Here is a 17703-nt window from a genome sequence, read left to right on the forward strand (position 1 = left end):
GTCTGTCCCAAAACGTAGGAACAATTGCAGCGATCCGCGAGGATTCCGATAAGATCGAATGGTTTTGGGACACACTCTAAAGTAAAATTAAGTATTAGGCGCACTATCAGTATAAACAAATTTTATAAAAATCGCGAATAACATATCTTCTAAGATTTATTTACAGAAGCACTTACAATAATTGTATCGCACAGACCGAGCGAAGCAAGTTGAGATTCATAAGCCGGGTGAAGTTCTTTATTTTCAAGAAAGGACCAATTTATATGCCCGCCAGGTTTTCCTTTAGAAAGCCAATAAAGATGATTAGACAAGGGATATCTTTGAATTTGCCTAATCCAATTCAACTTCAAATCCAATTGCTTAATAAGTTTTGCCAAGGTATCATTATTAAATAAAAATAAATGTTGGCTCCAATACGTAAATTTAGAGAATGCGTCCGATTGATAAAGCACAAGCAAAGCGTCATTGGAACTAGGCACTTCAATAATCAGTTCTCCATGATCGGAAAGTAGAGAAGCCAACTGTAATATGGTTTTTCTTGGATCTGTTAAATGTTCAATTACATGAAATGCAGTAATGATATCAAACTTTCTATTCGTATTGATTACTTTTTCTAAATTTGTCCATACCTTTAATTCTTTTTCTCTATAATAGTCTTGAAGCCTTAACTCTAACTCAACACCCTCGGAAAGCGAGGTTTCTTTTAGAGTTTTCAAAAGAAACCCACCTGCGCCACAGCCAAAATCTAAAAGCCTCTTATTTATTAACTTTGATTTAAGAAAATTATATCTTCTTTCATCATCCGCGTCAGATTCTCGCAACCAATTTGGCACAGATACAACTTCAGAACCATGCATACCAGAATTTTCATAATGATGTTCAGTGATATGATTTAAACTTGATAAATACACAAGCCCACATTCGTTACACTCCAAAATCTCTAATTTCGGATTGTCTCGAACACGACCATCTCTCTTCGTGCTTGATACAGATTTACATAAATAACATTCCATTAATATAATACAACCTTTGTAAGTAACATCTTCAGTACGATTTATTTTACAATACAGCTTTTAAAACTTACAATAGTTATCAAAAGATTCTAAAAAATCGCTACTTTAGTCATGATATCAAACTATAAAACCTTTCCAAGGGTCTGTTCCAAAACCTCAGAATGCAGAAACTTTCACGAAAGTCCCCACAATAAAATCTATCTGAAAGCTCATAAAATACTAAAGGGCATTTGTGGGAGAATCCCTTCTTGTTTTATTACGAATTTACCAAATAATTATAACTGATTTTTTCTAAGGTTTTGGGACAGACTATACTCTAAGTTTTCTACGATATACTTTTTAAAACACTGCGATTTTTACGGAAATTCCTCTTATAAATATACTTTCTTTGCATCAACCCGACATTTTTGAGCATTTTAAACAAATAGGGTTTTCGTGATACCGACCCTCTTTGTGGATTTTTCGTAAATTCTTTGCCTCTTTACTATTCCATAAATCGACTAGATTTAATTTTGTCATATCTCCCAATTTTAAATAGCTACTAAACATAGCACAACAAGGAGTCACGTCACCATTTCCACGAATATATAATCTTTGCCATGGTTGATTACATCTAAAATTATAGTGATTTATTTTTTCCTTCCCGGCAAGATTTTCAAAATCTCCTTTTACATCCGGTGTCATAAAGTCCTGGATTACTACGAAATCAACTTTATCATTCCAGTATTTAATAAATTTATCTATTTCATTTTCATTCTCCTTCATTCGAACGAAATTTACACCTACAATAGGAAGTTCAGAGTTTAATTCTTTACGAATACGAAGAAAATTATCTATATTCTTCATCACCTGCTCGAACTTCCCTCCAATCCTAATTTTCTTATATGTATCCTCATTGATCGCATCCAAACTAAATCTAATTCTTGTTAAACCAGATTTGATAATCTTTTCAGCAAGTTCCTCAGTTACAAGAGATCCGTTTGTATTTACCATTACATCAAGATAACCAAACTCAATCGCGAGCTTAAACCAATCAGTAATTTCTTTATTTAAAAAAGGTTCATTATCGCCTTGGAAAGATACAGAAGGAGTATTATATTTTTTGCCTTCTAAAAGAATCTTCGTGATGCTTTCGGTAGTCATTTTATCTTTATAACCGAATTTTTCTTTTAATTCTGGTACACCTTGAACACACATAGGGCATCTAAAATTACATTTAAAACTAGTTTCGATATGGAGAAACATCGGAAATTCAGTTTCTAATTCAAAATTATTTACCAGGTCCCATCTTTTTCTATATTCTTCGAACTCAGGTCCCTTTATTCGCGTTAAGGTTTTGATTGCATCGGATTCTTTTTTATAATTTTCCATTTACATTCTCTCGTATAAACCAATAATCTTCGCTGGTGTCATTTTATCTTTCCAATTCTCCCCAAGTGCATTCGTAAGAGGTCTTTCCATTTTGAGGGTCATATTTACCATACGGTCCATTGCCGCACTATCAAGTGATTCACAAACATTTTTTGGTAATTCGATTTTGTGAATTTTTAGCATTTCTCGAAAGCGATCGACCCAAAGACCGTAATATTCCTCTAAAACATTGAACGCGACACAATTCGCAAAACCATGCCTATATCCCAATTCAAGACTAAGTCCGTAAGATAAAGCATGACAAACACCCACTTCAGAATTCACAATGGACACCCCTCCCATATAGGAAGCTGTAAGCAACATATCGTCATCGCCATCTGATAAAAAAACCTTCTCACAAAGCTCTAATGCCTTACTTGCATTACCTTTAGCAAGTTCGTTAATCATTGTTCCTTGCAAACTCTCTACACAATGAATATAACAATCCATACCAGAATAAAATTTTTGGGTGATTGGGACATTTTTTATTAAAGAGCTATCTAATATAATTGCATCGAACATACTATGATCACTATTGATCCCAAACTTACGTTCTTTACCCATCAAAACAGCCGTGCGGCTAGCTTCGGCCCCAGAACCTGCTACAGTTGGAATTCCAATCTTGAAAATCCCGGAATTTGGTACGAGATCCCATCCTTGGTACTGAGAGGCGGAACCTTCATTGCACATCATTACAGATAAAGCCTTAGCCACATCCATAGTACTACCACCGCCGATTCCCACGATTGCCTTCGGTAATTTATGATTTCGTGCTTGCATAAATTTATCTTTTAAATTATCGATTTGCAATGTTGAAGGCTCCTTTACACTCGCAGGAAACCATTCAATTATATCTTCACTTGCACACTTTAGTCGATTAAGTATGGTTCCCTTTTGATGAACATCATCTATTATAAAAATGTAATAATCTTCGTTATTTTTTTTAGGTAATAGCTCATTTATTCGGTCAATTGTATTTATGCCGAACAGCAAACGCGGTACTTGTTTAAAAATCCTAAGAGAGGTCATTTAATTATCCTTATCTATGTAATATAACTTTAAGATTTATTGATTATTTTAAAATTCCGGAACAAAGCATTAGTTAATTGTTCCGTATTTGTTTAATAAAGCTTCCAGTATTACAAAATCAATTTCGTCATCTATTTCAAAATTCTGATGTTTTGAAATAACATGGCGACAAATATGACTGCCAAACCATTGTCCTTCTGAAACCAGTTTTTTTGACAAAATATATACGTTTCCATCGTCATAAAAAAAACCATTATAGTCTTGGCGACGCATGTTATTATGTTTTCCAAACTCTTGGTATTTGCACCAAAATCCAGTAGCAAGATTCGAATAATTTCCTTGCTCATATATATCCATGCATTCATCAATTAAACCTATATCTCTAATTGGTGAGGTAGGTTGTAAAAGAATAAAATTTACGGCCTCCGGAATTTCTCTTGAGATTTGACTGAGCACAGAAATGGTTTTCGTTTCATCAGTTGCTAAATCATCAGGTCTTTTTAAAACCGGACAATCCCATTCCTTTGCTATGGCTGCAATTTCTTCGCTATCAGTTGAAACAATAAGTTTATCAACCCTTTTAGCTCTTTTTGCCGCTTCAATAGACCAAGCAATTAAAGGTTTACCACATAAGTTCTTTATATTTTTTCCTGGCAGTCCCTTACTACCTCCCCTGGCTGGAATTACTGCTAAATTCATACGATTAATTTCGCAATTCGATTAAAGCCTGTTTTATGGATGCGCCCATATAATCAAAATCATTTTCACTCATCCAAATATGAAATGGAAAGGAAACCATATTGTCAAAAAAATCATCACTCGCCGGACAAATAGCGTTAGCATGTCCCATCTTTTTAAATAAATCATATCTGTATAATGGATAGTATTGAACAATGACTTGAATCTTAAATTTTTTACTTAAAATAGAAATTAAATCGTCTCTGTTTTTCCCATTCTTTACAGCTTTGTATTTAGCTACTAAAAGATGATAACTATGAGCTTTAGAATCGTTTTGTTTTTGAAAAGACAACTCTTCAAATTCACTAAATGAATCTATAAATTTCTGCGCTCTTTTTCTCCTTTCTTCCGTTAATAAAGCAATTCGTTTTAATAAAACAGATCCTAAAGCAGCCTGAACTTCCGTTAGACTAAAATTATGAGGCCAAATTCCGTCCAAATCTACATCCACGTTAGACATAGCCGGCTTCCAATAATCAGTTTTATTTAAAAAGGGAGCATGTCCATTGTGCCTTAAGCCAGGAACTTTGCCAGCGAGAGATGTATTCTTTAAAGTAAGAATTCCACCTTCACCCATTGTTGTAATATTTTTTTGACCGTGAAAACTAAAGGCAGCAAAATCTCCAAAAGTACCGCAAGACTTTCCGTTTAATATTGCGCCTAATGATTGTGCACAATCTTCAATTAATAGAATATTTTTAGATTTTGCAAACTTGGCAATTTCAACTATATCTGGAATTATCATCCCATATAGATGCACTACTACAATAGCTTTCGTTTTATTTGTAACTAACTTTTGAATTGATTCAAAAGAGACTAAAAAAGTTTCAGGATCAATATCAGCCCATACTAACTTAGCTCCCGTTCTTCCAAATGGAATAGCGGATGCACAATAAGTATGACCTGGAATAATTATTTCATCGTCTGACTTTAAATCTGCTAAATCCGCAATTAACTCCAAAGCGTGCGTAGCATTGGTTACTCCAAAGCAAGGTTGGCCATCTAGATAGTTTGAAAAATCACTTTCGAATTGTTGCAAATACTTACCTTGGGTCTGAGGATCTGCAGTTTTCATAACTTCTACGACAGTATCAATTTCTTCTTGGGTATAATTGATCGATCTACCTGACCATTTTATTTTAAAATCCACTTTAAAAACCCCTAAAATTATTTCTATAAATGAAACTTTTCCAAACGAGTAAGAGAAATAAGAAAACCTTCTCCGTTATTTTTATGTCCCTGCCAAATTTCAGGTATAAACGATGCTTTCGGAGCTTTTTCCCTAAGTATGTTAGAAAGCATATGAAAATCTATTTCTCCTTCTCCTATTTGGAGCCCTTCGCCATCCACCCCTTTTGCATCTACAATATGTAAGTGTGCAACATATGGAGAAACTTGTTCTAGAAATTTACTAAACGGCCAGTGATAGTGATTGCAGGCTAACTTGGAATGAGAAACATCAAGGCAGATTCGAACAGAATATTGCTCACAAAATTCGACAATTTCTTCCGCAGATAAAAAAAGATTATGATATCTTTGCCCGCCAAAAAGCCAAGGAAAAGGAGGCATTGTTTGTGGAATAATTTCTACTCCCTCCGAATCCAAATCATTGAGAGATCGTACTAGATTTTCATATAATTTTCCACGAACAGTTATATTTAAAGGTTTATCCAAAGAAAAACCTCCGACATTTGTAACAATCAAAGGTCTTTTATTTGAATTCGGAAAAAAATCTTTTAATTTTCTGGTAATATCAATTACTTTCTGAATTTCCTTCACAGACCTTCTTCTATAATCTTCATCTTCTGTGCAAAGGTCCAACAAATGATCATTTTCAAAAAGTTCCGGGCAATGAACGACAAAATCGATATTTAATGGTTTCTTAATATACTCCGAAATATTAACGTTCAAATCTTTATAACTGAAATGAAATTCAACCAAATCCATTTCAACTTTAGATAAGATTTGCTCCAAATCATGATATCGAATTGGTAATCCCCAGGGACGTGAAAATATAAATTTCTTTTTAAACTCAATAATATCATCTACAATATCCGACTTATAAAAGAAATCCCCTTTTTTGAAATTTCTTTTCGCGGATTTTCCGATTAATTTTTCCTTCAAATAAGGAGGTAATCCCTTACCTGGACTTCTAATATCCACCATATCCGAAGTTATGATCTCTCCAAACTTTAAGTCTCTATTAATTAATAAACTTTTACCTAAGGTTTCACGGTTCATTAATTCTCCTTGAGTTATTTGGCGAAAATTTCCGTTACCTAAAGATTCTTCTATTTGTCGAATCCCATCTACCATTTCTCTAAACTCACTTGGCAAAAGACTAACCTTGTGATCATTCCCTTCCATTTCCCTATCCAAAGTGAAATGTTTCTCGATTACTTTAGCGCCCAAAGATACTGCCGCTAAGGCAACCAAATACCCTCTTTCATGCCCCGAATATCCAACCAAACAATTTCCTATCTTCTTTAAATGTTGAAGATATCTGAGATTTATATCCTTAAACGGCGCAGGATAAGTAGAGTTACAATGTAGTAAAATATACTGAGTTCCTAAATCCTGTAAAACTTGAATTGAATCTATAATTTCATCCTCAGTCGACATGCCGGTAGAACAAATTACGGGCTTACCTGATTTTGCAACTAAACGCATCAATTGATGATTTGTAAAATCCGCCGAAGCAATTTTGTATGCTGGGATTCCGTATTTCTCTAATTTAAAAAAACTTTCTTCATCCCAAGGAGTACATAAAGGTATCAAAGATTCTTCGCGACAATAATCAAAAATACGAAACAGTTCGTCGTCAGAAAGCTGAAATTTATTTAATAAATCGAGAGTGTACTGAGAGCCTAAATCTTCTTCCACGTCATTCGCATTTCCAGAATTCCTATATAAAGCGTTTAAATTTCGCATTTGAAACTTAGCGCAATCGGCTCCTGCAAGTTTAGCCTCTCGAACTAATTTTTTTGCCAATTCAAAACTTCCATTATGATTATTACCTATTTCCGCGATCACAAAAGCAGGCGAACTATGACTCAAAGAAATTCCTTCAATTAAGATTTCCTCAGAAGTTTCCTTTGCAATCGCCTCCAAAACTCCGTTTTCATTAATAAGCGGAATGATAGAAATTCTATTATTGAATGTGCTTCGAATTCTTTTAGAACTTTCAGTGATGTATAAATACTTAAAGCTTGTATTAACAATATTTTTCACCTCCTGGTCTAAACTTCGATTCGCTACATCATCATTCAATAGCCATCTACGGAAATCTCCGTCTGTGATAACCCCCATCAATTTGTTTCCTTCCGAAACAGCAAAAATGGTTTTAGACTTATTGGTTTCAATTTTTTTGAGAGCATTTTTGATGCTATCCTCCCAAAAAACAACGTACTGAGAAATATTTTTATCGATGATCATAAAGAAGTGGGATTAATTTACCGTTAACTCTCTTTTTAAGGGAACATTTAATTTTTTCATTAAAGATATAAATTGAGAATTACCTGGATCGTATTCCATTAAATCTTTTACATATTTTAAGCGAGCCGCTTCCCAATCTTCATCGCTCACTTGTGTTATATAATCCATAACTCGTTCAAATTCGGATACGTCCATTTTATTGGTCCAAAAAGGGCCGCTTTCAGGATAATCTGCCGGCCATGCAAATTTCCGAGAAGGGTCAAAAGCGCTTCTTAAAGTGAAAAAAGCCGTTCTATTCCCTCTTGCTATGGATTCGTAAACGAGAGTGGAGTCGATTCCTACAATGACCTGTGCTTGATCTACCACGTTATATCCGCTTAAACTTTTGTTCTGAGTTAAAAAATCAAAATTTCCACTTCCAATTTTTTCTTTGAAAAACTTATATTGGTCTTCGACGTCCTTAGAATTAGAAGCTTTGATTACAAATCGAAAACCGCTCCGATCACAATAAGCGCTTAACTTATTCAATAAAAATTCTTCCGTTAAATAAAATTCATCGTAAGAAATCGATCTACCGTTTACATAAAAAAAAACACCTGAATCATTTTTAGGTCTATATTGAGAAATAAAAAGAATAGACTTATCTTTATTTTGATTTGAAACCGAATGATAGTTATTCAAAAAACTACCGCTTCCAAATATCTTTCCCTTTAGATTCTTAGAATAGATTGCACCGATATTTTTGTTAAACAGAAACATAAAATCAACTAGAGAATCCTTAGAAATTTCCGAACCAAACTGTTCATCCAAATTTGCTCTCAATCCATTTTGTACAAGAACTGTCGTAATAGTCGGACACATTTTTTTTAGACTATAAAACGGCCAATTATTATCGATAAAAGTCATCACAACTTTTGGCCGGACTGAATTTATATAATAAGCGTAATAATGTTTTTTAGAAATTTGAAATGTTAAAAAGCATTTTAAAAGAATATAAAAATTAAAACTTTCCCCCCTTACGTCAAGAATCGAAACATATCGCTCATCAAGATAAAAAAAGAAATTATCCGATCCGCATCTATCAAATATGAGAACCGGCGCTCGTTTTGGTTTCACCCAAATTTTTCGCGCATTCCAAACAAAAAGGAACCTTCTAAGAAACGTTTTCATTTCAATTTTTTTCTTTTTTTATAGCTTAGGATGATTTCAAGAATTTTAAAATCACAGAGAATGTTCAATATCATCTTGCTATATAATAGAATCCATTTCTAAATTGATAAAATTTGACAGACATTTAATCTTTTTCCAAAAAAATCAAATCTTATCAATAAGCTTCAAAACTAGGTTATAAGAATCCTATTATATACTTAGAGCGTGTCCCAAAACCATTCGATCTTATCGGAATCCTCGCGGATTGCTGCAATTGTTCCTACGTTTTGGGACAGACTCTTAATTATAAGAATCTGTCCGTAAATCCACAGAGAGCGTTGTGCTGAGTGTTTGACTTTTTGACAAAGTAAACTGGAGTTTTAGGACAAACTGTAAATAATTTCATTAATTCGATGATGAAACATTTTCTTATTAAAGAAAATTTTGATAACTTCTTACTACTGCACGAGTATCGCTATCCTTCAGATAAAATCATTCGTTAAATAATTCTACCCAGTCTCCTTGAGCACGTTCAAACTCTTCCATTCTCCCAATATCTAACCAATATTCATGAATTGGAAAAATGTTTATTTGTTTAGAAGACTTCAATTCTTTCTCCACGAGACTAGGCATATCTATCATTTGCCCTTTTTTGACCGATTTTACGAAATCAGGATTTAATAGATAGATACCCGCATTGACATTGAAACGTTGTATAGGCTTTTCAATAATTTCAACCACACGATGACCATTGGATTGTATAACACCATAAGGAACTTGATAATCGAATTCTCGAACGCAAATCGTCGCAACCCCGCCTTCTTTTTCATGAAATTCCAATAAGGAAAGATAATTGAGATTAGTCAATAAATCCCCATTCATCATGAACATAGGCTGATCAATTTGATCGTGTGGCAGCAATCCGAGAGCGCCACCTGTGCCTAAAGGTTTTTCTTCATGAATGTATTCGATGCTGACATTCCAACGTTTCCCGTCTTGAAAATGATCCCTGATTACATCCGGCATAAAATGAGTAGAAATAAAAAAGCGATGAAAGCCAGCGGCTACAAACCCCTCTAAAATTAATTCTAATATTGGTTTATTTCCGACTTTCAACATCGGCTTGGGACAATTATTAGTCAATGGATACAATCGAGTTCCAAATCCTCCAGCCATTAGAAAAACAGGATTATCAAATTTAGGTTTTTCTAAAAGACCATGTACCGTTTCTAATCCAGTTACAATGCCGTATTCATTTACAATAGGCAAATGTAAAAGATCATACTTCTCCATTTCCAAGAGCATACGCTCTTTAGGCCAATTTATATGAGCGACCTTAGGTTTAGAAGACATAACTTCACTCACTGAAATTGTAAGCTCTTTATTCTGTAGCAACGCACGTCGAATATCACCGTCAGTAAGTGTACCTAAAAGTTTATTATTTTCATCAACGATTAAGACAATACGAAGCGCTTCTTTGTCTAAGATTTTAATAGCATCCTGTAAAGTTAAATTAGGACTAATGAAAGTATTTCTCCAGTTTTTCATATCAGTTTTATTAAAAATGATTTAAACGTAATAAAACAATAGTCATTAATCTAAAAAGAAATTTCTTTCCTAAGGATTTTATTTTTAATTGTCTTCGATAGGAGTTCTGTTTCAAAACCGAACACTTTAGAGTTTGCGACTTTACTTATATGTTTTAAAAGAAATAAACATTTAGGATTAAAGATCAAAAAATTTCTTCTTAAGAATTCCCTGTATTTCAATCGTTTCCAATACTTTAACAATTTTCTCACTAGCTCCGCCCTCACCGTAAGGATTGATGGTTGTAGAAAGATTTTTTTGAAAGTCAAAAGAATAAAGTTTTTTAAAGGCATTTGTGATCTCTCCCCGATTCGGCTCGCAATCGATGATACTCTTCGCTCTCAATCTGCCTTTTTGTCGATCGCCGATATTGATTGTGCCAATTTTGAAGCTTGGCGCCTCAATTATCCCGCTGGAAGAGTTGCCTATAACCGCATCTACAAATTGCAAGCAAGACAAATAGCGGGTTTGACCAAGAGAAGTAAAATGCCATGCATTTGGGTGGTCACTAGTAAATTCCTCAATAAGCTTAAAAATAATACGACCGTCAGTATCGGCGTTTGGCATTGTAAATATCAAACCAGTCTCTGAACTTAGAGTTTTCAAACTTGAAAGCAACTCGATCATTTGAACTTTCGCAGTAGATGCCTCCAAAGTTACCGGATGAAACGTAATTAGCAAATTATTCTTTTTTAATTTAATATTCAGGGAGGATTCTAATTCTTCCCTTTTTAAAAGATTCGACTTTTTAATTCCGTCGACTCCCATTCCTCCAACCAAAAAAACATTAGAAGAATCTTCGCCCAACTGAATTACTCTATTACGATATTCATTAGCTGCCACAAAGTGTAAGTGCGACATTTTTGTAATAGAATGCCTAATCCCTTCATCAAATGCTCCCTCGGTCGTTTCACCGCCGTGCAGATGAGCTATTGGAATTCGGGAAATCAACGCGGCTGAAACTGCTGAAAGAATTTCAAATCGATCTCCCAATACGAGCACAATGTCCGGATTAAGATCGGCGAAAGCTTCCGCAAAACCGATCAACCCCAAACCCATGGATTTTGATATTCCGATCGGAGTATCGGAACTCAAAAGAATTTCTATTTTTTTATCAATATGGAAACCATCAGTTTCTATTTCTTTGTAAGTTAATCCAAACTCCGGAGACAGATGCATCCCTGTAGCAATAATTTGTAAGGTAAGCTTAGAAGATTTCGAAATTTCTAAAATTAGCCAACGAAGCAAACCATAATCCGCACGAGTACCGGTAATAACACAGATTTTCCTTTTCATAACTCAATCAATTCATCAGCCTGAAAATCTTGTTTAGCTTGTTTTCCAATGATCATATCCCAATAAATAGGAGACAACCCATCACCTGGTCTCTTTGTTACAATATTTGACTCAGTAAAAATTTCACCTTTTGAAATTTTACAAGCAGCAACGATCGATTTCCTGGCTATTGGGATATTCTTTTTTTCACTTTTACTTGGTTTTTTAATTCCATCTCCCATTGATTTTTCAATATTGCGAATTGAAGAAATCATTTTTTTCAATTCATCTGGTTCGAGAGACGCTTTGTGATCCGGTCCTGGTAAATTTCGGTCCAGAGTAAAATGTTTTTCAATAATTGTCGCACCCATAGCAACAGCTGCAATCGCAACTTCTATCCCGGCTGTATGATCGGAGTATCCAACATTTACCTTAAAGGCAGATTGAATTGTAAGCATTGCAGTCAAATTTACGTCTTCATATGGGGTTGGATATTCAGTATTACAATGCAATACTGTAATCTTTTCCCTTGATGTTCCGCTTTCCTCTAAAATGGAAATTGCTTTTTCAATATCAGAAAGATTAGACATTCCAGTTGAAAGAATGATTTTTTGATTAAGGCTTCCTATTTTTTTTAAATAGGGAAGATTAGTTATTTCACCACTTGGGATTTTCCATAATGACATACCAAGTTCGATTAAAAGATCGACACTTTTCAAATCAAAAGCAGTTGAAAGAAATTGAATATTTTTCCTTTTGCAAATTTCAATCAATCGGGAGTGGTCTTGAACAGAAAGCTCCAACTTTTTTAACATTGAAACCTGCGTCCCATCTTCTTGCATATTAGATATCTGATAATCAGCTCTCTTCGCAAACTTCGAAGCTAATTCGGTTGCATTGAATGTCTGAAACTTTACGATATCCGCACCTGCATCAAACGCAATATTGATCAATTCCTCTGCTATACTCATATCTCCATTATGATTTACACCAGCTTCCGCGATAATTAAAGTATTCATAGTGGAATTATCACTTTGATATGATTTTTTCATTATCATCAATATTCTTTAATATTTTCGAGCCCATACCAACGAGACATTTTCTTCCGATATGAACTCCCTCACGAATAATAGTTCCACTCCCTATAAAAGATTCATCGCCTAATCGAACACCTCCATTTAAAATTGAAGCAGTTGCAATATGACAATGATTTCCTATTGAACAATCATGTTCAATAAGTGCTCTAGTGTTAATAATGGAATTAACACCTATATTGGCTCCTGAATTAACGATGGAATGATGCATTAAAACGCTGCCTTCTCCAATTTTTGCGTACTTCGATAGGTATCCTAAAGGTGATAAAATCATAGGCAGATTGAATTTTAGGAATTTGAGTTTATTATAAATTTCTTTACGAATTGCTAAATTTTTGATTTGTCCTACCGCAACAAATGCATTTTCTACGTTCTTCCGAATTTTGGGTAAATCAGAATCTTCACCTATAATTTCATAATCTAGCACACTCTTTCCTATTTCCTCTTTTATCCCAATAAGACCAATAATACGAAATTTATCTTGATATTCAATTACGTCAATACATGCCTTTGAGTGACCTCCAGCGCCAATTAAGACAATATCCTTTTTATTCATTTATTACAATTCCCAGGTCTTGGAATATTAATCAGTATTTTCTAACGATCGGACCAACAAATTTCATTTGAAGACAATTTTGACTTAAGTCTTAAAAACAATGTAAATGCGAGTCATTTTTAGTTTTGAAAAATGTCGATTTAAAACTTTTGACAAATTTCTAAAAATATTGAAACTCTTGCGGGTTATGTCGAATCAGTCGTTTTTAAGGTTTTATAATCCCGCTGTAAATTTTTTGCTTTTTAATTAAAAGTCTACGATCTTTCAACTTCAATTACGAAAAGATAGTTTCTGATTCTTCTAATTAATAATTACTTTAATTTTCATAATTTCAATCAAATCTTACGCTTCAACGTAAAACCTCTTGTACAGCCTTAATTACTGTATTTTGATCGTCTTCCGTCAAATTAGTCGAACAAGGGAGCATCAGTAACTTGTCCCAAATTTTTTCTGTATTTGATAAATCCTCTTTCGAAACGTTTGCATAAGGTAATTGTTTGTTTATAGGTTTCCAAAAAGGGCGAGCATCTATATTCAACTTTCTTAATTTTTCTCTAATTTCCTTTAACGACCCTAATTGACTCGTATCAACAATAATTCCAGAAAACCAAGAAGCGGACTGCCCGTATTTAGGCTCTGGAATCGCGGAAATACCTTTAATGTTTAGTAAATTTTCATTATATACTCTTTGAATTCTTCTTTTAGATGTTACAAATTTTTCTAACCTTTCTAACTGTGCACACCCAACGGCTGCCTGAATATTTGTCAGTCTATAATTAAAACCTACTCTATCATGGTCATAATCAGAACCAATTCTAGCCGTAGTAGTTAAATGCCTTACTAAATTTAACAATCCTTCATCATTTCCACTTACAGCACCTCCACCGCCAGCCGTGACGGTTTTATTACCGTTAAACGAAAAAACGGTTAAGTCAGAACCAACTGCGCCAATCGATTTACCCTTATAATAAGCTCCTAAAGCTGCTGCTCCATCCGCTATTACTGGTAAATCGAATTTTTTAGATATTTGAATTATAGGATCCATATCCGCTGGAATTCCTAAAACATGCACTGGCATAACAGCAGCGACTCTTTTTCCGCTAGGAATATGAATTAATCCTTTATTTGATTTTACCGTTTCTTTTTTAAGCGACGTCTCTAGTTGTTCAGGATTTAAAGTTAGGGAACTTAAGTTAATGTCCATCAACCAAGGTTCGGCACCACAATGTGATATAGAATTTGCACTTCCTATAAAAGTAAATGCGGGAAGTATTACTAAATCATTTTTACTAACTCCAAGAGCCGTAAGCGCAACGTGCAATCCCGTTGTACCTGCAGAGGTTGCTACTGAATATAAACAACCGGAAGCGGATGCGACCATATCTTCAAATCTAGTTACAAAAGGCCCTACCGACGATACAAATGTTGTTTGTATACACTCTTGTAGATAGTTTGATTCATTACCAGAAAGATCGGGTATTGCAAGAGGAATCATGATGCCGAAATTCCTCCAGGGTTAAAGACATTTTGCACATACCAGTGAACTGTTTTTTCTATTCCTTCTATAAGTCCAATCTTGGGAGTGTATCCCGTCGTTGAAATGGTTTTAGACATGTCAGGGCAACGTCGAGAAGGAGAATCGAAAGTTTCATCCCCAGGTATAATATGTAACTTTTTACCAAATAAATTTATTATAATTTCTGCAAGCTCACTTATCTTAATTTCTGTTTCTTGATTGCCTAGATTAAAAACACCATTAACAGAATCTTCGGAATTCATCAATCTTATCAATATTTCAATCGCGTCATCGACGTAGCACATAGCACGACTATGATTCAACGAGGCAACTTGTATATTGCTTCCGTCAACCGATTCATAAATTTTCTTAGATAACTCAGGAATTACATGAGCTAATCCCATTCTTGGACCATATATATTATGAGGACGAACTAAAGTATAAGGTAAACCAGAATGAATACATAATGCTTCTCCATATATTTTAGATAGCATATAAGATGTTCTAGGACTATTTAAATCCGTCAATGCTATAGGAAAGTCTTCTGGGGTAGGAAGAGGCATATTTAAGTGTAACAAAGATCCAGCCATTATTTCCGAACTAGAGGTAAAAAAGAATCGTTTGAGAAATTTTTGCTTTCTAGCAAAATTGACCGTGTTATTGAGTAGAACAACATTGTCATTTAAAACGGAATAAGGCTTTTCTAAAACGTGTTTCACTCCAATAATTGCTGCAAAGTGAAAAATATAATCGAAATCAAAACTTAAATCGTTAAAACTTTCTGCAAGAAGTAAATTTCTATTTAGTATTCTAACATTATCCGATTGCGTCAAATTTTTCAAAAAATCATCATCAACACCTCGAATAAAGTTATCCAGCAATACAAGTTCAATTTCTTTTTCGGCCAAAGCATTTGCTAAGTGGCCCCCAATAAAACCTGCACCACCAGTAATCAATACTTTCTGCATTTTATAAATCCCCTCTTCCTATTGCACCAATAGTATGGCCTAATTTTTTCAATTCATTAATTTGATCATTCGTCAATACATTATTTGCATCAAGTATTATAGGTCGATTCTTACCCAACCAAGACACAAAGTCAATCTTCCTGTATTCTTTGTGTCCTACCGCAAATACAATTGCATCGACTCCATCTGTATTAGGTAACTCCTTATCAGGTACGACTTGCATCTCTTCCCAAAAATTGACTAGAGGATCATGATAAACTAATTGAACTTTCTTACTTTGCAAATCTTTAGCAAATATTTCAGAAGGAGAGTAACGAGTATCACTAACGTCAGTTCGATAACTGACTCCAAACAAAATTACCTTTTTATTTTCAATTTGTCCATTTAACATAGATTCTAATTTTCTAACGCTTACTAAAGGCATAATATTATTGATTCGAATCGCTTCTTTAGAAAACGGAAAATCAATATCAGGTCTATTAAATATATATTTAGCAGACGAACGAGCGAACAATGGATCTTTAGTCAAACAATAACCGCCCACACCAAACCCTGGTTGTCGAATATTATTATGAGTTGGCCTAACACGTATTGCATTTAACACTTGAAAAAGATCGACTCCTACACCCTCCGCAAAACGACCCCATTCTTCAATAAATGCGATGTTCATCGCTCGATAGCTGTTTTCTAACACTTTTGCGGTCTCAGAAGCAGTCGTATTATCTAAACGAGTCAAAGCATAATCTGCTGTATTAATAATTTGTTTTAGAAATTTCTCGCATTCATTAGCGGCTTCTTCCGTATACCCAGAATAGACTCTCCAAAAATTTATAATAGATTGAAGATATTGATCTCCCGGCATTACTCTTTCATAGGAATGAGCAAGTAAAAAACCGTCTGCTGGCAAACCTCTGCGTTTAAAACATTCGGATAAACGAGGAGCGACTATATTTTTACAAGTACCAGGCGGCACAGTCGTTTCTAGAAGGACCAAACAATTGGGACGAATACTATTTCCTACTATATCAATTGCTTTTAAAAAACTTTCAAAGTTGACTGTTGGATCACCTTCCGCATCGGGTTGACCTAAATCCAGATTAATATCAACTATAACTACATCCGCAATTGTATATGCCGAAGTATCAGAAGTAGCCACCAAATTACCATTTTTGTTAGCCAAAGCCGTAGCGACCAACAACTCGTTATCATTTGTTGATATTGGAAATTCGCCTCGATTCAAGCTATCTATAACTTTTTGACCTTGTTCATTCGGTAAATCTACTCCTAAAACATTAAAGGCTAAATCTCCGCTTTCTGACCTTGCTTGCGAAATTGCAACCGCCATCGCAGCACCCACAAATCCCAAACCTTGTACACAAATAACGGAGCGATTCTTTCCATCAAAACTAACTTCAGCTCTATCCGCAAAAATAGAATAATTCATTTTTTCTTCTTTCATTGCACTTCTTATTTTTAATCTTTATGCATCGAAACGTTTAACAAAATTATGTTATCGATGTAACTATGTTAAAATTTCATTAATCTCTAAATTACTTTACACATCAAAAATAGAATTACTGAAAAAATTCACATCTATTATTAACATGACGGCTTTACTCATTCATTCTAATGAAAAAATGAAAGGAGGCTAATTTTTTAAACAATTCTAATATTTATATAAGGTTTTAAGTATTATAAGTATGCCCTGCATTTTTGAGGGAGTTTTTTACTTACAGCCGCACATATGGATCTCGAACATCTCCTGAAAAAATTTCAAATTGACCCTTGATGTCGTCTGGACACTGATCCAACCATCCCCAAGAATTAAAAGAATTATAAAGTACGAATGCTCTTACTTCGTGACCTTGCCGAACAAGAGTTTCCGTCAAATGAGAACCTATAAACCCGTCTGCACCGGTAATTAGAATCATAT

14 protein-coding genes and 1 pseudogene are annotated in these 17703 nt (G+C 34.3%); all 15 read right to left on the reverse strand.

Features of this window, described 5'->3' with window-relative positions; genetic code table 11:
• Positions 1–149: 149 nt before the first annotated feature.
• The gene (locus CLV95_RS02215) at positions 150–1013 is read right to left on the reverse strand and encodes a class I SAM-dependent methyltransferase (protein ID WP_002733580.1); all 864 of its coding nucleotides are present in this window, start codon (positions 1011–1013) and stop codon (positions 150–152) included.
• Between the two features lie 393 nt (positions 1014–1406).
• The gene (locus tag CLV95_RS02220; RefSeq protein WP_002733626.1) at positions 1407–2384 is read right to left on the reverse strand and encodes a radical SAM/SPASM domain-containing protein; all 978 of its coding nucleotides are present in this window, start codon (positions 2382–2384) and stop codon (positions 1407–1409) included.
• Entirely contained in the window at positions 2385–3452 is a 1068-nt protein-coding gene (locus tag CLV95_RS02225; protein WP_002733530.1) for an iron-containing alcohol dehydrogenase family protein, read from the reverse strand.
• Positions 3453–3521: 69 nt separating this feature from the next.
• Positions 3522–4151: an acylneuraminate cytidylyltransferase family protein gene (locus CLV95_RS02230; protein WP_002733633.1), complete on the reverse strand. Its 630-nt coding sequence runs from the start codon at positions 4149–4151 to the stop codon at positions 3522–3524.
• Positions 4152–4155: 4 nt separating this feature from the next.
• Positions 4156–5340, reverse strand: coding sequence for a DegT/DnrJ/EryC1/StrS aminotransferase family protein (locus CLV95_RS02235; RefSeq protein WP_002733730.1), 1185 nt, complete (start codon positions 5338–5340; stop codon positions 4156–4158).
• 23 nt (positions 5341–5363) lie between these two features.
• Complete coding sequence (locus tag CLV95_RS02240; protein WP_002733667.1) at positions 5364–7625, reverse strand: N-acetylneuraminate synthase family protein; 2262 nt, start codon at positions 7623–7625, stop codon at positions 5364–5366.
• Between the two features lie 12 nt (positions 7626–7637).
• A complete protein-coding gene (locus CLV95_RS02245) occupies positions 7638–8795 on the reverse strand; it encodes an LA_1612 family putative O-antigen biosynthesis protein (RefSeq protein WP_002733563.1) in 1158 nt (385 codons plus the stop codon).
• 471 nt (positions 8796–9266) lie between these two features.
• Positions 9267–10322, reverse strand: a complete 1056-nt coding sequence (locus CLV95_RS02250) for a nucleotidyltransferase family protein (RefSeq protein ID WP_002733775.1) — start codon at positions 10320–10322, stop codon at positions 9267–9269.
• 177 nt (positions 10323–10499) lie between these two features.
• Entirely contained in the window at positions 10500–11657 is a 1158-nt protein-coding gene (neuC, locus tag CLV95_RS02255) for a UDP-N-acetylglucosamine 2-epimerase (protein ID WP_002738280.1), read from the reverse strand.
• A complete protein-coding gene (neuB, locus tag CLV95_RS02260) occupies positions 11654–12688 on the reverse strand; it encodes an N-acetylneuraminate synthase (protein ID WP_002733574.1) in 1035 nt (344 codons plus the stop codon). Before neuB ends, neuC begins: the two co-directional genes overlap by 4 nt.
• Positions 12666–13286 (reverse strand): acetyltransferase, encoded by a 621-nt coding sequence (locus CLV95_RS02265; RefSeq protein WP_002733696.1) that lies wholly within the window; start codon positions 13284–13286, stop codon positions 12666–12668. The genes neuB and CLV95_RS02265 overlap by 23 nt, the downstream gene beginning before the upstream one ends.
• A 349-nt stretch (positions 13287–13635) precedes the next feature.
• Positions 13636–14781 carry a DegT/DnrJ/EryC1/StrS family aminotransferase gene (locus CLV95_RS02270; RefSeq protein ID WP_002733599.1) on the reverse strand — a complete coding sequence of 382 codons (1146 nt, stop codon included), beginning with the start codon at positions 14779–14781 and terminating at the stop codon, positions 13636–13638.
• Positions 14778–15770, reverse strand: a complete 993-nt coding sequence (locus CLV95_RS02275; protein WP_002733638.1) for an NAD-dependent epimerase/dehydratase family protein — start codon at positions 15768–15770, stop codon at positions 14778–14780. Before CLV95_RS02275 ends, CLV95_RS02270 begins: the two co-directional genes overlap by 4 nt.
• Before the next feature lies 1 nt (position 15771).
• Positions 15772–17229 (reverse strand): nucleotide sugar dehydrogenase, encoded by a 1458-nt coding sequence (locus CLV95_RS02280; protein WP_002733548.1) that lies wholly within the window; start codon positions 17227–17229, stop codon positions 15772–15774.
• Between the two features lie 286 nt (positions 17230–17515).
• A pseudogene (locus tag CLV95_RS02285) lies at positions 17516–17701 on the reverse strand (GDP-mannose 4,6-dehydratase); the annotation flags it as partial.
• Positions 17702–17703: the final 2 nt, after the last annotated feature.

The sequence above is a fragment of the Leptospira borgpetersenii serovar Javanica genome, assembly GCF_003046425.1.
GTDB classification, from domain to species: Bacteria; Spirochaetota; Leptospiria; order Leptospirales; family Leptospiraceae; genus Leptospira; species Leptospira borgpetersenii.

Coding starts and splice junctions, on each gene's coding strand:
- CLV95_RS02270 (WP_002733599.1), bottom strand. CDS start 14,781: ATGATTCCTCTTGCAATACCCGATCTTTCTGGTAATGAATCAAACTAT.
- CLV95_RS02275 (WP_002733638.1), bottom strand. CDS start 15,770: ATGCAGAAAGTATTGATTACTGGTGGTGCAGGTTTTATTGGGGGCCAC.
- CLV95_RS02225 (WP_002733530.1), bottom strand. CDS start 3,452: ATGACCTCTCTTAGGATTTTTAAACAAGTACCGCGTTTGCTGTTCGGC.
- CLV95_RS02250 (WP_002733775.1), bottom strand. CDS start 10,322: ATGAAAAACTGGAGAAATACTTTCATTAGTCCTAATTTAACTTTACAG.
- CLV95_RS02230 (WP_002733633.1), bottom strand. CDS start 4,151: ATGAATTTAGCAGTAATTCCAGCCAGGGGAGGTAGTAAGGGACTGCCA.
- CLV95_RS02220 (WP_002733626.1), bottom strand. CDS start 2,384: ATGGAAAATTATAAAAAAGAATCCGATGCAATCAAAACCTTAACGCGA.
- CLV95_RS02280 (WP_002733548.1), bottom strand. CDS start 17,229: ATGAAAGAAGAAAAAATGAATTATTCTATTTTTGCGGATAGAGCTGAA.
- CLV95_RS02240 (WP_002733667.1), bottom strand. CDS start 7,625: ATGATCATCGATAAAAATATTTCTCAGTACGTTGTTTTTTGGGAGGAT.
- CLV95_RS02265 (WP_002733696.1), bottom strand. CDS start 13,286: ATGAATAAAAAGGATATTGTCTTAATTGGCGCTGGAGGTCACTCAAAG.
- CLV95_RS02215 (WP_002733580.1), bottom strand. CDS start 1,013: ATGGAATGTTATTTATGTAAATCTGTATCAAGCACGAAGAGAGATGGT.
- neuB (WP_002733574.1), bottom strand. CDS start 12,688: ATGAAAAAATCATATCAAAGTGATAATTCCACTATGAATACTTTAATT.
- CLV95_RS02245 (WP_002733563.1), bottom strand. CDS start 8,795: ATGAAAACGTTTCTTAGAAGGTTCCTTTTTGTTTGGAATGCGCGAAAA.
- neuC (WP_002738280.1), bottom strand. CDS start 11,657: ATGAAAAGGAAAATCTGTGTTATTACCGGTACTCGTGCGGATTATGGT.